Consider the following 17410-nt stretch of genomic DNA (forward strand, 5'->3'; position numbering starts at 1 on the left):
TTAGACGAATTTAAAACCAAGCTTTATACCAATATTTCCCATGAATTTAGAACGCCACTAACACTTATTTCAGGTCCCATAGATAACCAATTAGCAAAAACAGACCTTTCCAAAACCGACAAAAAAGAACTGAGTTTAGTAAAACAAAATGCCGACAGATTACTTCATTTAGTAAACCAAATGTTGGATTTGTCTATGATAGATTCTGGACAAACAAAACTTCGAGTTTCGAGAGGAGATTTATCTATTTTATTTAAGCAGCTTGTTAGTGCTTTTCAGTATCAAGCCAATCAGAAAAACATTACAATTAAACATCAAATTTTCGATTTAAAAGACGTTTGGTTTGATGCAGATGTTATTGAAAAGGTAAGTTCTAATTTATTGTCAAATGCTATAAAATATGCACCAAAAAACAGTGAAATTATTTTTGATGCTCTTAATCTAGATGGCATGTTGGTATTATCAATTATAAACTCTAGTAAGCTAGTTGGAAAAGAAGATTTGAGTAAGTTATTTCAACGGTTTTATCAAGATAATGAACTTTCAGATGGCGTAGGAGTTGGCCTAGCCTTAGTGCGCGATTTAGTTACTCTCTCTAAAGGTACTATTATAGCCAATAATATCGATGCAAACAGAATACAGTTTAACGTTTCACTTCCTATAAATAAAGACGCTTTTACTGCTGAAGAAATTTATGATAGGCTTAAAGTTGAAAACCTTTCATTAGAAACAGATGAATTGATATCAGAAGTCAACACCAACAAATCAAGTCTATTAATTGTTGAAGACGAAACGGATATCCGCGCTTTTATTGTCTCTATATTTTCTGACAACTATGATATTCTTGAAGCCGAAAACGGAAAGATAGGACTTGAAAAAGCACAGGAAAACCTTCCAGATTTAATTATCAGTGATATTATGATGCCAGAATTAGATGGAATCGAACTTTGTCATGGTATTAAAACAAACGAGTTAACCAGTCACATTCCAGTCATTCTATTAACGGCTAAAGTAGGAGAGCATCATGAAATTGAAGGTCTTAAAACCGGGGCAGATGCTTATGTAACCAAACCGTTTAGTAGTGAGAAACTTAAAATTAGAGTCGAAAAATTGATTGAAAATCGTATAAAACTTCAAAAACACTTTAGTAATACGTTAACCATTAATCCAGAATTAGCCATTACGTCTACAGAAACAGAGTTTTTAAAGAAACTTCAATTGGTTTTGGATACACATATTAGCAATTCAGAATTTACAAGTGAGACTTTTTGCAAGTACATGCAAATAAGCCGAACCCAACTTCACAGAAAATTAAAGGCCATTACTGGCATGACAACTAGCGAATTTATACGTTCGCAACGCTTAAAACTGGCTGTTCAATTGTTAAAATCTTCCGATGCCACCATGGCAGAAATTGCCTATCAAGTAGGTTTCAATTCCCCTTCGTACTTCAATAAATGTTTTAAGGAAGTGTATGACTGTACACCGGCTGAGTATCTCTCAAAAGCATAAAACACAGCAATTTATTCCTATTTGAAACATATTTTATATGTTTTGAAACATCTCTTATATCCAAACAGGATTTCTATATCTAGTTTTAATTACTCGTAAAACACTAGAAATGAAAAGCCATCCTAGTAATCCAAAAAATGATGAAGACGATAAAATTTATCTAAACATCGACCATCTTAAAGAAGGGCATTATGAATTACAGATTTTATTAAACAATAAAGTTATAAAATCGGTTAAGATTATAAAATAAAACGAAAGAGAGATACCAAGTCATTAAATATTTTTTTTTGATGTTAACCTTTCTTAAATATAAACACAGAAGTATACAGGTTACTGGTAAAAAACACATACTATAAAATAACAATACTAACTAAAACTTACCCTATGAAAACACATATTACACTGCTTTTAGCCGTTTTATTGTCAACCATTTGCTTGGCGCAAAACGGTATTAATTACAAGGCCATTATTAAAGATAATTCTGGCAACGTTGTTGCCAACGATTTAATATCTGTTCAATTCACCATTCTGCAAGGTGTGGCACAAACCAATGTGTATCAAGAAAATCATACCCCAACCACAGATGCTAACGGACTTATTATTATAAATATTGGTGAAGGCACACCCGTAAGTGGCACGTTTGCAACCATAGATTGGGCAAGTGATACCACTTTTCTAAACACAAAAGTAAATACTGGAACTGGTTTGGTAGATATGGGAACTACGGAGTTTAAAACCGTGCCCTATGCTAAAAATGCAGAAACGGCTAAAAATGTAACTGGGCTTGAGGCACTAAATGAAGGTAATGGCATTGGTTGGCGTTTAATAGGAAAAGACCCAAATAGTTATGGTGATGTTGGCTTTCAGGCTGTAGACATTAGTTTTGCCGGTGGTACTAACTCTATTTTAGGAGCTACTGGAATTTCTTCTGTTGCCATGGGACGAAATGTTGTAGCGTCTGGGGATTTTAGCATAACCATGGGATATAATACCGTAGCATCAGCGAATCATACAATAGCCATGGGGTATAATACTGTAGCATCAGCAGAATATGCTACAACTATGGGATATTATTCATCAGCAACTGAGGAATATGCCACAGCCATGGGCTATTTTACATTAGCTTCTAATTATGCTTCTACGGCAATGGGCAATGAAACTGTTGCATCAGGTCAAAGTTCTACAGCTATGGGGTATAATACTGAAGCATTAGGAAGTAACTCAATTGCCATGGGAAGTTATACAAGAGCTTCAAGTTATAATGCTTTGGCCGTTGGAAGGTACAATGTTAGTTTGGGTAATCCCTTATCTTGGATTGAAACAGACCCAGTATTCGAAGTTGGTTTTGGTACAAGCAATGCAAATAGATTAAATGCTCTAACCGTCTTGAAAAATGGCAAAGTAGGCATTGGTACGCATACACCAACCACTTTTTTACAAGTCACCAATGGATACAATGCTACTTTAAGCGATGGGACTGGGTATTTTTTAATTGGTAGAGAAACCGGTACTAATATGGTGTTTGATAATAATGAAATCATGGCTAGAAATAATGGAGCTACTTCAACCCTGTATTTACAGCATAGTGGTGGCGATGTTAGAGTAGGAGGTGTTTTGGTACACAGCAGCGACAGACGTCTTAAAAAAGACATTACGCCTTTATCCTACGGTTTAGAAACCATTTTAAAACTAAATCCTGTTGCATACCATTGGAATAATAGAAACCAAGATCATAAATCTCTCGGATTAATTGCTCAGGAGGTGCAACCTGTTATTAGTGAAGTGGTGTCTGTAGCAGATGATGACGCAAAAACGTTGGGCGTGAGTTATACAGAGTTAATTCCTGTGCTTATTAATGCCGTTAAAGAACTGAAGGCAGAAAATGATGCCTTAAAATCTCGCATTGAAGCTCTAGAAAACACCAAGAAGTAAACTATTAATCTATTAAAACCAAGCATCATGAAACAGTCATCACACATAAAAAACAAGTTGTTTTTTGCACTTACGCTGTTGTTACTTATTCTTCCTAACCTAATTCATGCACAAACACCAACAGTACCATCCAGCAACTTATCTTTTGCTGCTATAGATGGCAATCGCTTCAATGTATATTTTACAAGAGGAGATGGTGCCAAACGTATAATAGTTGCAAGAGCAGGTGCTCCAGTTACGGCAGTTCCTGTAGATGGAACAGATTATTTAGCAGGCGCTTTCGGTACTGGAAATGAAATCGCTCCTGGCGAATTTGTTGTATATGAAGGTACTGGTAATGCTATAGGTCTTACTGGCTTTACACATAGTACCACTTATTACCTTAAGATTTTCGAGTTTAATGGAAGCGATTTTGCTACCCAATATTTAACAACCAGTTATTTAGAAGGTAATCAAGCCACACTTACTAATCCTGCAACCCAAGCTAGTAATATCACATTTAGCAATGTGTTGGGTAGTAATATGACGGTTAGTTGGACCAATGGTTCTGGTACAGGAAGAATTCTTATTGCACGAGCCAATAGTCCGGTAGATGTGGAACCACAAGATTTAACAAATTATAATACTTATAGTGCAGGTTTTGGGGTTAGCAATTACGAGATAGGTACTGGAAACTATGCCGTATATGGAGGAGGAGGAGGATCTAGTGTTAATATTAGTAATTTGGAACCCAATACCACCTATTATTTTGCGCTTTATGAGTATAATGGAAGCAACGGAAAGATTTATTTAACTTCTACATCTTTAACCAATCCAACTTCTGGCGCTATTGCCGATCAAATAACGCAAGCTTATCCTACTATTAATACCAATGCTATGACTTTTGGTGGTATTGATGGCAATAGATTTAATTTCTACATAAATAGCGGTCAAAGAGGTAATGGTGAAAAAAGGTTGGTGATAGTCAAACAAGGAAGTCCGGTATCTGCCATTCCTGTGGATGGTTATGAATACACAGCAAACACAGCTTTTGGGAGTGGTTTTGAATTAGCTCCAGATGAATTTGTTATTTATAGTGATACCGGGAATATTGCTCATACGCTCACCAATATACAACCACATACCACTTATTATTTTAAGGTATATGAGTATAATGGTTCTGGATCCAGCACGTATTACTTAAAAACAAACGATAGTAATGGTGATCCTGTTTTGGAAGCCAATCAAGCTACTTTAAGCTACCCAACAACACAAGCTAGTAATATGACATTTAGTAATGTACTTGGAAGTAATATGACGGTTAGCTGGACCAATGGAAATGGTGCTGGAAGAATTCTTATAGCACGAGCCAATAGTCCTGTAGATGTAGAACCTCAAGATTTAACAAATTACAGTAATTCCAGTTCTGGTTTTGGAGTTTCCAATTACGAAATTGGTACAGGCAATTATGTCTTATATGCGGGAGCAGGAACTAGTGATTATATAAGTAATCTAGAGCCCAATACCACCTATCATTTTGCACTTTATGAATATAACGGGAGTAGTGGTAAGGTCTATTTAACATCTACTTCAACGAGTAATCCTGCTCCAGGAGCTACAGCTAGTCAAACAACAAATGCTTATCCAACCATTAATTCCAGCGCTATGACTTTTGGAGGTATTGACGGAAATAGGTTTAACTTCTATTTAAATAGTAGTCAGAGGGGAAATGGTGAAAAAAGAGTTGTTATAGCCAAACAAGGAAGTCCTGTAACAGCTGTTCCTGTAGATGGAAATGAATATACAGCAAACACAGCTTTTGGAAATGGTTTTGAATTAGCTCCAGATGAATTTGTAGTTTATAGTGGCAGTGGGAATATTGGTCATACACTTACCAATCTACAACCACATACTACTTATTATTTTAAAGTATATGAATATAATGGAAGTGGAGCTGATGCTTATTATTTAACTACAAACGACAGTAACGGAGATCCCGTTCTAGAAGCTAATCAAGCTACTTTAACCTATCCAACCACTCAAGCCAGTAATATTTCGTTTAGTAATGTATTAGGTACTAATATGACGGTTAGCTGGACCAATGGAAATGGTGCTGGAAGAATTCTCATAGCACGAGCCAATAGTCCTGTAGATGTGGAACCACAAGATTTAACAAATTATAATAATTCTAGTTCTGGTATGGGGGTTGCCAATTACGAAATTGGTTCTGGCAATTATGTTTTATATGCATGGGTAGGATCAAGTGTTAATATAAGCAATCTAGAACCTAATACAACCTATCATTTTGCACTTTATGAATATAATGGGAGTAGTGGTAAAGTCTATCTAACATCTACTTCAACTAGTAATCCTGCTCCAGGAGCTACAGCTAGTCAAACTACAACTTCCTATCCAACAATTAATGCTAATAATATGACTTTTGGAGGTATTGACGGAAATAGGTTTAACTTCTATTTAAATAGTAGTCAGAGGGGAAATGGTGAAAAAAGAGTTGTTATAGCCAAACAAGGAAGTCCTGTGACAGCTGTTCCTGTAGATGGAAATGAATATACAGCAAACACAGCTTTTGGGAATGGTTATGAATTAGCTCCAGATGAATTTGTAATTTATAGTGGTAGTGGGAATATTGGACACACATTCACCAATTTACAACCACATACTGTCTATTACTTTAAAGTTTTTGAATTTAATGGTAATGGAGCAAATACCTATTATTTGGTGACTGACGATATGAATGGAGATCCCGTTTTTGAAACCAGTCAAGCAACCATTTCCTATCCAACGGTACAAACAAATAATATTTTTATCAATAGTAAAACCACCACCTCCTTTAATGTGAATTGGACCAATGGTGATGGTGCTAATCGTATACTTATAGCACGAGCCAATGAACCAGTAGATGTAGAGCCACAAGATTTAGTGAATTATAGTAGTTATAGTGGTGGGTATGGAAATTCTAGTTATGAAATTGGCACAGGAAACTACGTGCTGTATGCTGGCGCTGCTATTTCAGATAATGTATTTAATTTACAACCAGGCACGAATTACCACTTTGCACTTTTTGAATATAATGGCAGTTCTGGAAAAGCCTATTTAAGACCGGGTTATACCTTTGAAGCTGAAACCTATGGCGAAAGACCAACCATTCAAGTATCTAATATTAATTTTGAAGATATTGGTGCTACTTCCATGCTCGTTCAATTTGCCAGAGGAAACGGTTCAGCACGTTTGGTTATCGCTAAAGAAGGCGCGCCAGTAGATGTCGAACCATCTGATTTTACAACCTATTTAGCCGATGCTAGTTTTGGTCAAGGTCAAGAATTAGGAACGGATAATTTTGTTGTCTATAATGGCACAGGGGAAGAGTTTCAGTTAACGGACTTAAATTTATCCAGCGACTATCATTTTGCTTTTTTTGAATATGCTATCAATCAAAATGGCGAGTTGTATTTAACTCCAGGAAGCACAGCTTCTCAAGCAACACCAAATCCTCCTACAATTATTTGTAGTAATTTAACCTATTCGCCTCCTTGCGATAGCGATTTGATTTTAGATTGGACCGTTGGAAATGGTGAAGGTCGGATAGTTATTTTAAGCGAGGCTCCTTTAAATGCAGCACCTGTTAACGCTACCAATTACACAGCTAACTTCGATTATGGTTTTGGAGATACCATTGGAAATGGATATGTCATTTTTAAAGGTTCTGGACAATTAGTGCCACCCAATTTATTACAACCACTAACCAGCTATTATGTGAACATTTACGAATATAATGGCACAGAAGAAGATCCTATTTTCAATATGACCCCTTTACAAGGACTTATTGGAGATATTACAGACCCTAATGTTGTTTGTAATGATTTTCAAGCCGTATTGGATGCTAACGGAAATGTAACCATTACTGCAGCAGATATAGGATCTGCTTCATCAGATAATTGTGGCGTGGTTACTTCAGAAATAGATATTAGTAGCTTCGATTGTTCTAATTTAGGCGAAAACCAAGTCACCTATACCGAAACAGATACCTACGGAAATACGAGCTCTTGTTTGAGTATAGTAACCGTTGTGGATATAACAGCACCTAGCATAACTTCGGTGTCCGATTTCAATGTGAATCCAACATCTGGTTGCGATTTTACAATTCCTGATTATACTAATTTAGTTACAGTAACAGACAATTGTTCGGTTAATAGTTTGTCTCAATCTCCATTAGCTGGAACTGTTATCAGTAATCACGAAACAACACAAGAAATTGTTATAACAGCTACAGATGCTTCAGGAAACTCTAATAGCAGTTCTTTCACCATTACTTTATTAGGAACCAATACCTATTATGCTGATGTTGATGGGGATACCTTTGGCGATTTAAATAATTCTATTTTAGGTTGTGCTGTGCCAATAGGATATTCAGAAAACAGCTTGGACTGCGATGACACCGATGCCAATATCCATCCAGATGCTACAGAAATTCAATGTAATGGTATAGATGAAAATTGTAACGGAATGGCGGATGATGTAGATTCTATTTCACCTATTTGTCAGACTCAAGATATTTCTGTCGAATTAGACGAAACAGGTTTTGTTAGTATTTCTGCAACAGATATTGACAATGGTTCATCAGATAATTGTGGTATAGATACTATGGAAGTAAGTCCGTCCAGTTTTGATGAGTCAAATGTTGGAGAAAATACGGTAACACTTAGCATTACAGATTTTGAAGGAAATATGTCTCAATGTACAGCTACGGTAACAGTCGATGATTCTACATTACATATTGTAGAAAACGACTTGGAGTCTATCACATCGTTTCCAAACCCTTTTCATGCTGAGGTAACTTTTATAATTCCTAATAAACTTCAAAACAATAGGTTTCAAATTTTACTATTCGATATAAGTGGAAAAGAAATAATAAACACGATTAAAACACCAGAGAGTAGGTATTTAAAAATTTCCAATTTGAATTCTTTACAAGAAGGCATCTATCTTTTTAAAGTAATTAATATGGAAAATGGGGATGCCATCCTTCGAAAGCTTATTAAAAAATAAGCATTTAATAGGTTAACCTTTTTATTAAAAATGTATAAAAGTATAAATATTAAAAACTTATTAATTATGAAATCTGTATTTACAATTATCATTTGTGTTTTTTGTGTGTTTTCAACACAAGCACAAATATTTGATAGACTTGCCAATAGTGCAACAAACTCAGCAGATCGAGCTTTAAACAGAAAAGTAGAACAAAAAGCACAAAAAGAAACCGATAAGGCCTTCGATTCGGTTTTTGAAGGCGATGGAACCAAGAAATCAAAATCTTCCAAAAAGGAGAAATCAACTACCACAAGCAAATCGCCAGAATCTGTTTACAATTTCACACATAAATATGTGATGCAAATGGAAAGTGATACCTACAATACCACTTTTACCTATTATTTGGCCAAGGATAAAAATTACTTTGGAAACACTATTGAAAACGCTAGTACCATGTTTAATGTCATGGATTTAGATAAAAAAACCATGTTTATGTTTACCGAAGCAGGAGGAAATAAAATGCTCATGTCCACCTCTTTGGATGTAAACGATTTTGTAGATGAAACCGATGCTTCCAATAATGATGTAAAAATTGAGAAAACCAATAATACCAAAGTTATATTGAATTATACCTGCAGAGAGTATAAAATATCCAGTGAAGACTACAATGGAAGCGTTTGGGTAACCAAAGAAGCCGATATTTCTTTCCCTCGAGCCTTTTACAATATAGACGCTAAAAAAAACCAAGCCAATCAAGAGTGGATGAAACAGGTGGATGGTTTAATGCTTGAAATGAATATGACTGTCACTTCAAAAAAGAAACCTCAAACCTTAAAAATGACTTGTGTGGCTTTAGATGAAACTAGCTTTTCAATAAACACAAAAGATTATAAAAAACTCATGTAACCAATAAAAATTCTTATAAAAAAAGAAAAACTCTATTATGAAAACAATTCAAATATTAAGCAAAACAGTATTTATTGCATTTTTATTTATACTTAATAATTCTTGCTCAAGTGATGATAACCCCTTAAATGAAAATCCAGATCCTCAGGAAGAATCACACTTTTACGAGCTCACTTTTACTGGTGGAGCAACAGATGGAGATGTTTTTTCCGGAACCATTTCAAATACTAATGGAAGTAGTGGTGTTTCGGCAGTAAGAACCCTAACCACAAATGGAGAAGGTGACATTGAAGATAGAATGATTTTAAGCTTATTGGATGAAGTTCATTCACCAAATATTTCCATAGGTATGGCTTTAACCATGAACAACAACCAGGCTTTGGATTATGGTCCTAACGTAAACGAAACGAGTTCAGGTATGTCAATTACCTATGGTAATTATGTTATGAACAGTATATCTGGTAGCTCCAACATAACCGATTATGGAGAACAAACGGTTTATACAGGAGTTACTTACGCGCATTTTAAAATAACTTTTACTGCAGACATGCAAGTTGGATATATTAATCAAGCAGATACTTTTACAACCCAGGTTACTGGTTCTATTACTGTAAAACGACCTGTTTTTAATTAAAAAACACTTTTAACTTAATGACAATAAACTAATTAAAATATTTATGAAAACTCTACTCACTTTCGTCTTTACCGTTCTATTTTCTACAGGTTGTTTAGCCCAAAAAGGCATTAATTATAAAGCCATTATTAAAGATGCTAATGGCAATGTGGTCGCAAATGCTCCCGTAGATGTTAGCTTTGCCATTTTGCAAGGAGCAGCCCAAACCAATGTATATCAAGAAGTACATTATCCAACTACAGATAACAACGGACTGGTTGTTTTAAACATAGGCGAAGGAACTCATGTTTATGGCGACTATAATACCATTGATTGGGCTAATGAAAACCATTTTTTAAACATCCAAATTCTTACTGAAAGTGAATGGGTAGATATGGGAGCCACAGAATTCAAGACGGTTCCTTATGCGTTAAATGCAGAAACAGCATCTAATGTTACTGGTCTTAATGCTTTAGATGAAGGACATGGAATAGGCTGGCGGTTAATAGGGAGAGACCCTAATAACCACGGTGATATTGGTGAGAATGCTGTTGATTTAAGTTATAGCAATATAGCATCATCTACTTTTGGTGCCATAGGGTCTTATTCTACAGCATTGGGGTTAAACACAACAGCTTCTGCACCTGCAACAACGGCAATGGGACGTAGTGCTAATGCTTCAGCTATTGCATCAACAGCAATGGGATACTATACGGAAGCTTCTGGAAACTATTCAACAGCAATGGGGTATTATACGGAGGCTTCTGGGAACTATTCAACAGCAATAGGTGTTCAAACTATTGCTGATGATCCATATTCAACAGTTGTTGGTAGATTAAATGACCATACAGCCGCTATCAATATGGTATTTCAGGTTGGAAATGGTATAACTGGAGCGAGATCAAATGCGTTAAATGTAGATATGGATGGAATTATTACTGCTCCTAGTCTGGATGTTTTGGAGATTACAGACCCAAAGACTCTAATTACTAAGGAATATGCAGATACCCTTGAAGAAACAGGATTAGAAGCTATAGATGAAGGCAATGGTATAGGCTGGAGATTAAAGGGACGAAATCCTAATAATTATGGTAACATAGGTGGAAATGCAGTAGACATAAGCACTAGTCTGTTACCAAGTACTACGGTAGGGGCAACAGGCAACTATGCAACAGCAATTGGGTATGATACCAAAGCATCTAATCTTTATACTACTGCCATGGGTCGGTCTACGGTGGCATCTGGACGTTTTTCCACTGCCATGGGTTTAGAATCAGAAGCTTCAGGAGATTATTCTACAGCAATGGGAAATAACACAACAGCTTCAAGAAGTAATTCAACAGCAATGGGATATAACACAACAGCTTCTGGATATTATTCAACAGCAATGGGATATAACACAACTGCTTCTGGATCTTATTCAATAGCAATGGGAAATAACACAACTGCATATGATAACAGTTCAACAGCAGTAGGTAAGTATAATCGTTATTCAGATTCTTTTCCAATAAGCCTTAAACGTTTATTTATGGTAGGCAATGGTACCAGTGATTCTGATCGTACAAATGCTTTTACCGTTTATGAAAATGGTAATGCTAGTTTAGCAGGTACCTTAACTCAAAATTCCGACCGTCGTCTAAAAAAAGACATCACGCCTTTATCTTACGGTCTAGAAACCATTTTACAATTAAACCCTGTAGCCTACAATTGGATAAATAGAACACGAGATTATAAATCTTTAGGTTTAATAGCTCAAGAAGTACAACCTATTATTAATGAAATTGTACATATAGATGATGACGAAGCTAAAACCTTAAGTGTGAGTTATACGGAGTTAATTCCAGTACTTATAAAAGCCATTCAGGAACAACAAGAGATTATTGAGAGTCAAAACCTAACTATTTCAGCACAAGAGCAAACCAACACAGAACAATCAGACCTATTGCAAACACTTTTAGAGAGAGTAGAGGCTTTAGAAAAAAATACAGTACTTAGCTCAAAAGTAGAACTGGCAAAAAACTAAAAATTATTGAATCATTATATTTATAAAAATGAACAAAAAACTAATATTATGAAACCAAACTTTTTAAGGCCATCTCTGTTACTGTTGATCGCTCTTTTTATTTTCAATTGTAAAAACGAAAACAAAAATCAATCAATTGAAGAAGTAATCGTAGAAGTAGAGGAGGTGATTGAAGAACCTTCAAACGTTATTGATATTGTTACCAGAAGTATGGAATTTCAATCTGTAGATACCATTCCAACTGGTTGGAATACCTTTAAGTATCAAAACCTGTCTAATGAAACCCATTTCTTTTTAATGGACAAATATCCAGAAGGAAAATCGGTAGAAAACACCTTAACTGATGTAGCACCAGTTTTTGAAGAAGGCATGGACTTGATTAATAAAGGTAAAGCAGAAGAGGGTTTTGCAGCCTTTGGTAAGTTGCCAGCATGGTTTGGAGAGATTATTTTTTCAGGTGGCTCTGGTTTAATTGCACCAAAACATACTGCTATAACCACTTTAAAATTAGATCCTGGATATTATATTATGGAATGTTATGTAAAAATGCCTAATGGGAAGTTTCATACAAGTATGGGAATGGCAAAACCGATTATTGTAATAAATGAAGATAGTGGAAATTCACCACCAGAAGAAACTGTGAATATCACACTTTCAGGTGAGGAAGGAATAACTTATGATAAGCCAATCACTAATGGGAAACATGTATTCTCTGTTTATGTTAAAGACCAAAAACAACACGAAAACTTTATGCAACACGATATAAATCTTGTAAAACTTGATAAAAATGCTAGTGAAGATGCTTTGGAGGCATGGATGGACTGGTCAGACCCTAAAGGTTTGATAACTCCTGTTCCAGAAGGAGTCACATTTTTAGGTGGTGTTAACGATATGCCAGCAGGAAGTACTGGTTATTTTACTGTAGATTTACAATCTGGTAAATATGCATTCATTTCTGAAGTACCTAACACAAAAAGCAAAAACCTGTTTAAAGTGTTTGAGGTAACCAACTAATAATAGATATATTCAATATAACCAATACCTTACCGTTAAATTGATTAAATTAATATAATTATCTTAAACAGAGGAAGAAGTTAAGAAAAGTACTTCAATGTACTAAAGTTATTCAATCAGTATTCTAATTAATTTACAATTAGCTGATTTCAAATTATTTATGTACATTTAAAAGACAGCCAAACCAAATTAACAAATGAAGAGTTTCTTCCTTATTTTTTGTGTTTTTTTAAGGATATCTGTGTATTCGCAAGATGTTAAACAAGACTCTTTAGATAATTTACTTCAACAAGCAAAACAAAATAACTCCTGGAAAACCACCATCTCTTTACTATATAATAAAGGAAAGTTATATTATTCTGAAAATAATTATGAACCAGCCGAAAAACATTTCCTTAGCATAGATTCTATTGCAAAACATAACAGCTATATGGATAAAAATACCGTTATGGCTCTTCTGCTTCGTGCTAACATTTCTAGAAACACCTTTACATATGATGGTACTGAAACTGCAAATATATTAGGTGAAGAAGCTTTGAGCAATGCTAAAAAACTAAATGATGAAGCGCTTATTTTTGCCATTTACAAAGACTTAGCCTATACTAAAAACCTAAAAGACGACCATACAGAAGCCAAAGCCATGTTGGATTTGGCATTTCAATATTATTTAAAGCAGGAAGATCATAAAAGCATCTCCTGGCTGTATAGAGTTTATGCGAGTCATTATAATGATGTGGATAGTTTAAAAAAATCTGAAGCTATACGTAAAGAACACCTGATGTATTTTAGAACGCATACAGATTCTTTGGAGTTAGCAAATGCCTTAGGTGGTTTAGGATATTTCTATAGATTAAAAATGAATCAATGTGAAAAAGCCATGCCTTATTTACAAGAGGCTAAGATTATTTTTGAAAACATACAACTTACCAACATAAGATCTTATTTATATCTAATTGAAAACCTTGCTATTTGCCATGCAGATAGAAATGAATATCCCTTGGCTTATGAATATTATAAGCAAGCTTATAATCTAAGAAAAGATATTGTTAGAGAATCCAATAAAGTAACCACTCGTCAGCTAGAAGCCAAACACCAAGCGATTGAGAAAGAACAAGAGATAGCGCTTTTAAAATCTTTAAACGAGCTGTCCCAACAACAAAAAACAAACGAACGTTATATGCTTTTAGGAGGTATTGGCTTAACGTCTATAGCTGGTTTATTCTTTTTCTTTTTATATAGAAACCGTCAAAAAACAGCCAATAAACTTCAAGAATTAGATGCCTTTAAGTCGAAATTCTTTGCCAATATTTCGCATGAATTTCGAACCCCTTTAACTTTAATTTCTGGACCTATAGACAAACGGTTGGAGCATGGAGAACTTAGCGATGAGGATAGAAACGAGTTACAAATGATTCAGCGTAATTCCAATAGGTTATTAAACCTTGTAAACCAGCTATTAGACCTTTCAAAACTAGAATCTGGGCATTTAAAACTGAAAGTAGTTCAAGGTAATTTAAGCCTGTTATTAAAAGCAATTACGTCGTCTTTTCAACTTATTGCTAAACAGAAAAATATTCATTACACCTTAGATATTGCAGAAATGGATCAGGCTTGGTTTGATAAAGATGTTATTGAAAAAACCGTTATCAATTTGTTGTCCAACGCGTTTAAATACACGCCTGAAGGTGGTTATGTTAGATGTTCGACTTCAATTATAGAAAACAGGCTTGAGTTTTGTATAGAAAATTACAGTCATCAAATTACTAAAACACAGATAGAGAATATCTTTAATCGGTTTTATCAAGCAGATGAAAATGCGCAAGGCGTTGGCATTGGTTTGTCTTTGGTGAAAGAGCTGGTCACCTTATCTTATGGCGAAATTTCAGTTGAAAGTCCGTCGGTAAACAGCATCCTATTTAAAGTTGATTTACCAATCTTCAAAGAAAATTTTCATCCAAACGATCTTGTTGAAGACCCTTTTATTCCATCAGCTATAGAAACAAATTATGTGATGGTTGACGCTGAAAGTCCACTAGAAGAATCAATCGATGAAGACCTTCCTATTTTATTAGTTGTGGATGACCAGGAAGACATTAGAAACTTTATAAAATCTGCTTTCAAAAACACTTATCAAGTAGTGGTAGCAAGCCATGGCGACATAGGTGTAGAGAAAGCCATCGAACTGATTCCAGATATCATTATTTCAGATGTGATGATGCCTATTTGTAACGGCTTTCAATTAACTGAAACCTTAAAACAAGACGAACGTACCTGTCATATTCCCATTATCTTGTTAACAGCCAAGGCAGACGATGCAGACCGCTTTATGGGTTTAGAAACTGGTGCAGACGATTACCTTGTAAAACCTTTTAAGATGAGAGGGTTGGAAACTAGAGTTAAAAACTTAATAAATTCCAGATTAAAATTACGAGAGCGTTACAGTCAGGAAATTGTTTTAAGACCTAAAGATATTGCCATATCTAATTTCGATGAACAATTCTTAGAAAAAATACAAGACGTCTTAGACCATAAGCTTACAGAGTCTTCATTTAATATAGAAGAGTTTAGTAAATCTGTAGGTTTGAGCCGCATGCAACTCCACCGAAAATTAAAAGCACTCACCGGATTATCTGCCACAGAGTTTATACGTTCGCAACGCTTAAAATTAGCAACCGACTTACTGAAAAAAAGCGATGCCAACGTTTCAGAAATTGGCTATACTGTAGGCTTTAACGATCCTTCTTATTTTTCAAAATGCTTTAAAGAAGCCTATGGTTGTTCGCCTTCCGACTTTGCTTTATAACAATAACATTCATTTTTGTTTTACATGTGCCTCAATTTGCTAGAATTGAGTCTCTACTATTTTCACTTTTCTCTTTTTTTATTTCAAAAACATCAAAAATCATCTATAAACACTAGTATGTTACATCTGTTATAGCTTATGTTACATGTCTTACAGATAGTCCCTTAAGATTAAAATACATTTATAACTATAAATAAAATAGCAACTCCTCTGAGTCCGTTAGTAGCTCTTCATTAATTACATATGAAGTATAAAAAAATAGAAGGGAAGATTGAAAAATTTTCAACAACCAAGATCATTCTTAATGTCAATCATCTAGAAAAGGGCACTTATAAGCTGCATATTGTATATAAAAATAAAACTATTAAAAGTATAAAATTCATAAAAGACTAACATAAATACAAACCCTCATGAAGAATCCATTTTTACTTTCGTTCGCTTTACTTTTCACCTTATTTAGTTTTGCACAGCAAGGCATCAACTACAAAGCAGTCGTAAAAGACGATTTGGGCAATGTAGTTGCTGATCAATCAGTAGCAATACGATTTACCATATTGGAAAACGTAACAGAAGTTTACCAAGAAACGCATCTACCAATGACAAATACAAATGGCATTGCCATAGTAAACATTGGAGAAGGTACAACAACAGATGATTTTTCTGCAATTGATTGGTCTAGTGATGACCATTTTTTGAAAGTGGAAATTGATATTGCTGGAGGAACCACGTTTGAGGATATGGGAACCACCCAATTTATGGCAGTGCCGTATGCTATGCACGCGAACACAGTTGAAAAAATTTCTAGCATACAATCTAGTGAAGGTGCTTTATACCCCTCTCAAAATATTAGAAACACTTGGGTAGATTATACGGCTACTGCTCCTCTTATTGTTGAGGAAAGTGGCACATATATGTTATCTTTTTATGGTTGGGGACAGAATACTAGTTTTTATAATAGTGCAATCACTGGAAATGAATATGACGGAAAAATGCAAGTAAGGGTTCTTAACAGTACTACAACTCAGGTAATATTGTTAATGGATGCAACCTTACTTTATTTGGATGCTACTGTTAGTGGTACCGTATTTAGATATCTTAATCAGCAACCTTCAACGTGGCGAATACTTCAACTTAATGCTGGCGATGAACTCAAAGTTCAATACAATCAATGGTCTTTTTTTCAAACGCATGAAAATTTATGGCAAATGGGACCAAGTGGGATTTCAATTGTTAAAGTAGCAAATTAAATCCATGATTTATAAACTAATATCTGATTTATTATGAAAACAACAATCACACTTTTAACAGTAATAATCCTTTCTAGCATGAGTTTTGCCCAAAACGACATCAACTACAAAGCAGTCATCAAAGACAACTTGGGCAATGTGGTTGTCAATCGATCAATAGATATCCAGTTTTCTATTCTTAAAGGTATAGCACAAACCAATGTCTATACAGAATTGCATTCACCAACAACTGATGCCAATGGTATTGCCATTGTTAATATTGGAGAAGGTACAATAGTTTCAGGTACATTTTCTGCAATTGATTGGTCTAGTGATGACCATTTTTTAAAAGT

General features: G+C 34.8%; 11 protein-coding genes. All 11 read left to right on the forward strand.

Going from position 1 to position 17410, the window contains the following annotated elements; translation table 11 throughout:
- Positions 1-1512: response regulator (locus tag OS191_RS13470; protein ID WP_267156239.1), on the forward strand; the 1512-nt coding region annotated here is incomplete at its 5' end.
- A 109-nt stretch (positions 1513-1621) separates the two neighbouring features.
- The gene (locus tag OS191_RS13475; RefSeq protein WP_267156240.1) at positions 1622-1762 is read left to right on the forward strand and encodes a hypothetical protein; all 141 of its coding nucleotides are present in this window, start codon (positions 1622-1624) and stop codon (positions 1760-1762) included.
- A 134-nt stretch (positions 1763-1896) separates the two neighbouring features.
- Positions 1897-3444: a tail fiber domain-containing protein gene (locus tag OS191_RS13480; RefSeq protein WP_267156241.1), complete on the forward strand. Its 1548-nt coding sequence runs from the start codon at positions 1897-1899 to the stop codon at positions 3442-3444.
- Positions 3445-3471: 27 nt separating this feature from the next.
- Positions 3472-8490 carry a MopE-related protein gene (locus OS191_RS13485; protein ID WP_267156242.1) on the forward strand — a complete coding sequence of 1673 codons (5019 nt, stop codon included), beginning with the start codon at positions 3472-3474 and terminating at the stop codon, positions 8488-8490.
- A 66-nt stretch (positions 8491-8556) separates the two neighbouring features.
- A complete protein-coding gene (locus OS191_RS13490) occupies positions 8557-9378 on the forward strand; it encodes a DUF4412 domain-containing protein (protein ID WP_267156243.1) in 822 nt (273 codons plus the stop codon).
- A gap of 37 nt (positions 9379-9415) precedes the next feature.
- Entirely contained in the window at positions 9416-10012 is a 597-nt protein-coding gene (locus OS191_RS13495; RefSeq protein ID WP_267156244.1) for a hypothetical protein, read from the forward strand.
- A gap of 43 nt (positions 10013-10055) precedes the next feature.
- The gene (locus OS191_RS13500; protein WP_267156245.1) at positions 10056-12014 is read left to right on the forward strand and encodes a tail fiber domain-containing protein; all 1959 of its coding nucleotides are present in this window, start codon (positions 10056-10058) and stop codon (positions 12012-12014) included.
- 48 nt (positions 12015-12062) lie between these two features.
- Positions 12063-13028, forward strand: a complete 966-nt coding sequence (locus tag OS191_RS13505; protein ID WP_267156246.1) for a hypothetical protein — start codon at positions 12063-12065, stop codon at positions 13026-13028.
- A 241-nt stretch (positions 13029-13269) separates the two neighbouring features.
- Positions 13270-15831 (forward strand): response regulator, encoded by a 2562-nt coding sequence (locus OS191_RS13510; RefSeq protein WP_267156247.1) that lies wholly within the window; start codon positions 13270-13272, stop codon positions 15829-15831.
- Between the two features lie 410 nt (positions 15832-16241).
- Complete coding sequence (locus OS191_RS13515) at positions 16242-17078, forward strand: hypothetical protein (RefSeq protein ID WP_267156248.1); 837 nt, start codon at positions 16242-16244, stop codon at positions 17076-17078.
- A 33-nt stretch (positions 17079-17111) separates the two neighbouring features.
- Positions 17112-17410, forward strand: a 299-nt coding sequence (locus OS191_RS13520) for a DUF8740 domain-containing protein (RefSeq protein ID WP_524534359.1), incomplete at its 3' end; no start/stop codon positions are given.

The organism is Xanthomarina sp. F2636L (assembly GCF_026410195.1).
GTDB lineage: Bacteria > Bacteroidota > Bacteroidia > Flavobacteriales > Flavobacteriaceae > Xanthomarina.

Excerpts from the sequence above, each read along its gene's own strand:
- OS191_RS13500 (WP_267156245.1), top strand. The coding sequence starts at position 10,056 with ATGAAAACTCTACTCACTTTCGTCTTTACCGTTCTATTTTCTACAGGT.
- OS191_RS13480 (WP_267156241.1), top strand. The coding sequence starts at position 1,897 with ATGAAAACACATATTACACTGCTTTTAGCCGTTTTATTGTCAACCATT.
- OS191_RS13505 (WP_267156246.1), top strand. The coding sequence starts at position 12,063 with ATGAAACCAAACTTTTTAAGGCCATCTCTGTTACTGTTGATCGCTCTT.
- OS191_RS13495 (WP_267156244.1), top strand. The coding sequence starts at position 9,416 with ATGAAAACAATTCAAATATTAAGCAAAACAGTATTTATTGCATTTTTA.
- OS191_RS13490 (WP_267156243.1), top strand. The coding sequence starts at position 8,557 with ATGAAATCTGTATTTACAATTATCATTTGTGTTTTTTGTGTGTTTTCA.
- OS191_RS13485 (WP_267156242.1), top strand. The coding sequence starts at position 3,472 with ATGAAACAGTCATCACACATAAAAAACAAGTTGTTTTTTGCACTTACG.
- OS191_RS13515 (WP_267156248.1), top strand. The coding sequence starts at position 16,242 with ATGAAGAATCCATTTTTACTTTCGTTCGCTTTACTTTTCACCTTATTT.
- OS191_RS13475 (WP_267156240.1), top strand. The coding sequence starts at position 1,622 with ATGAAAAGCCATCCTAGTAATCCAAAAAATGATGAAGACGATAAAATT.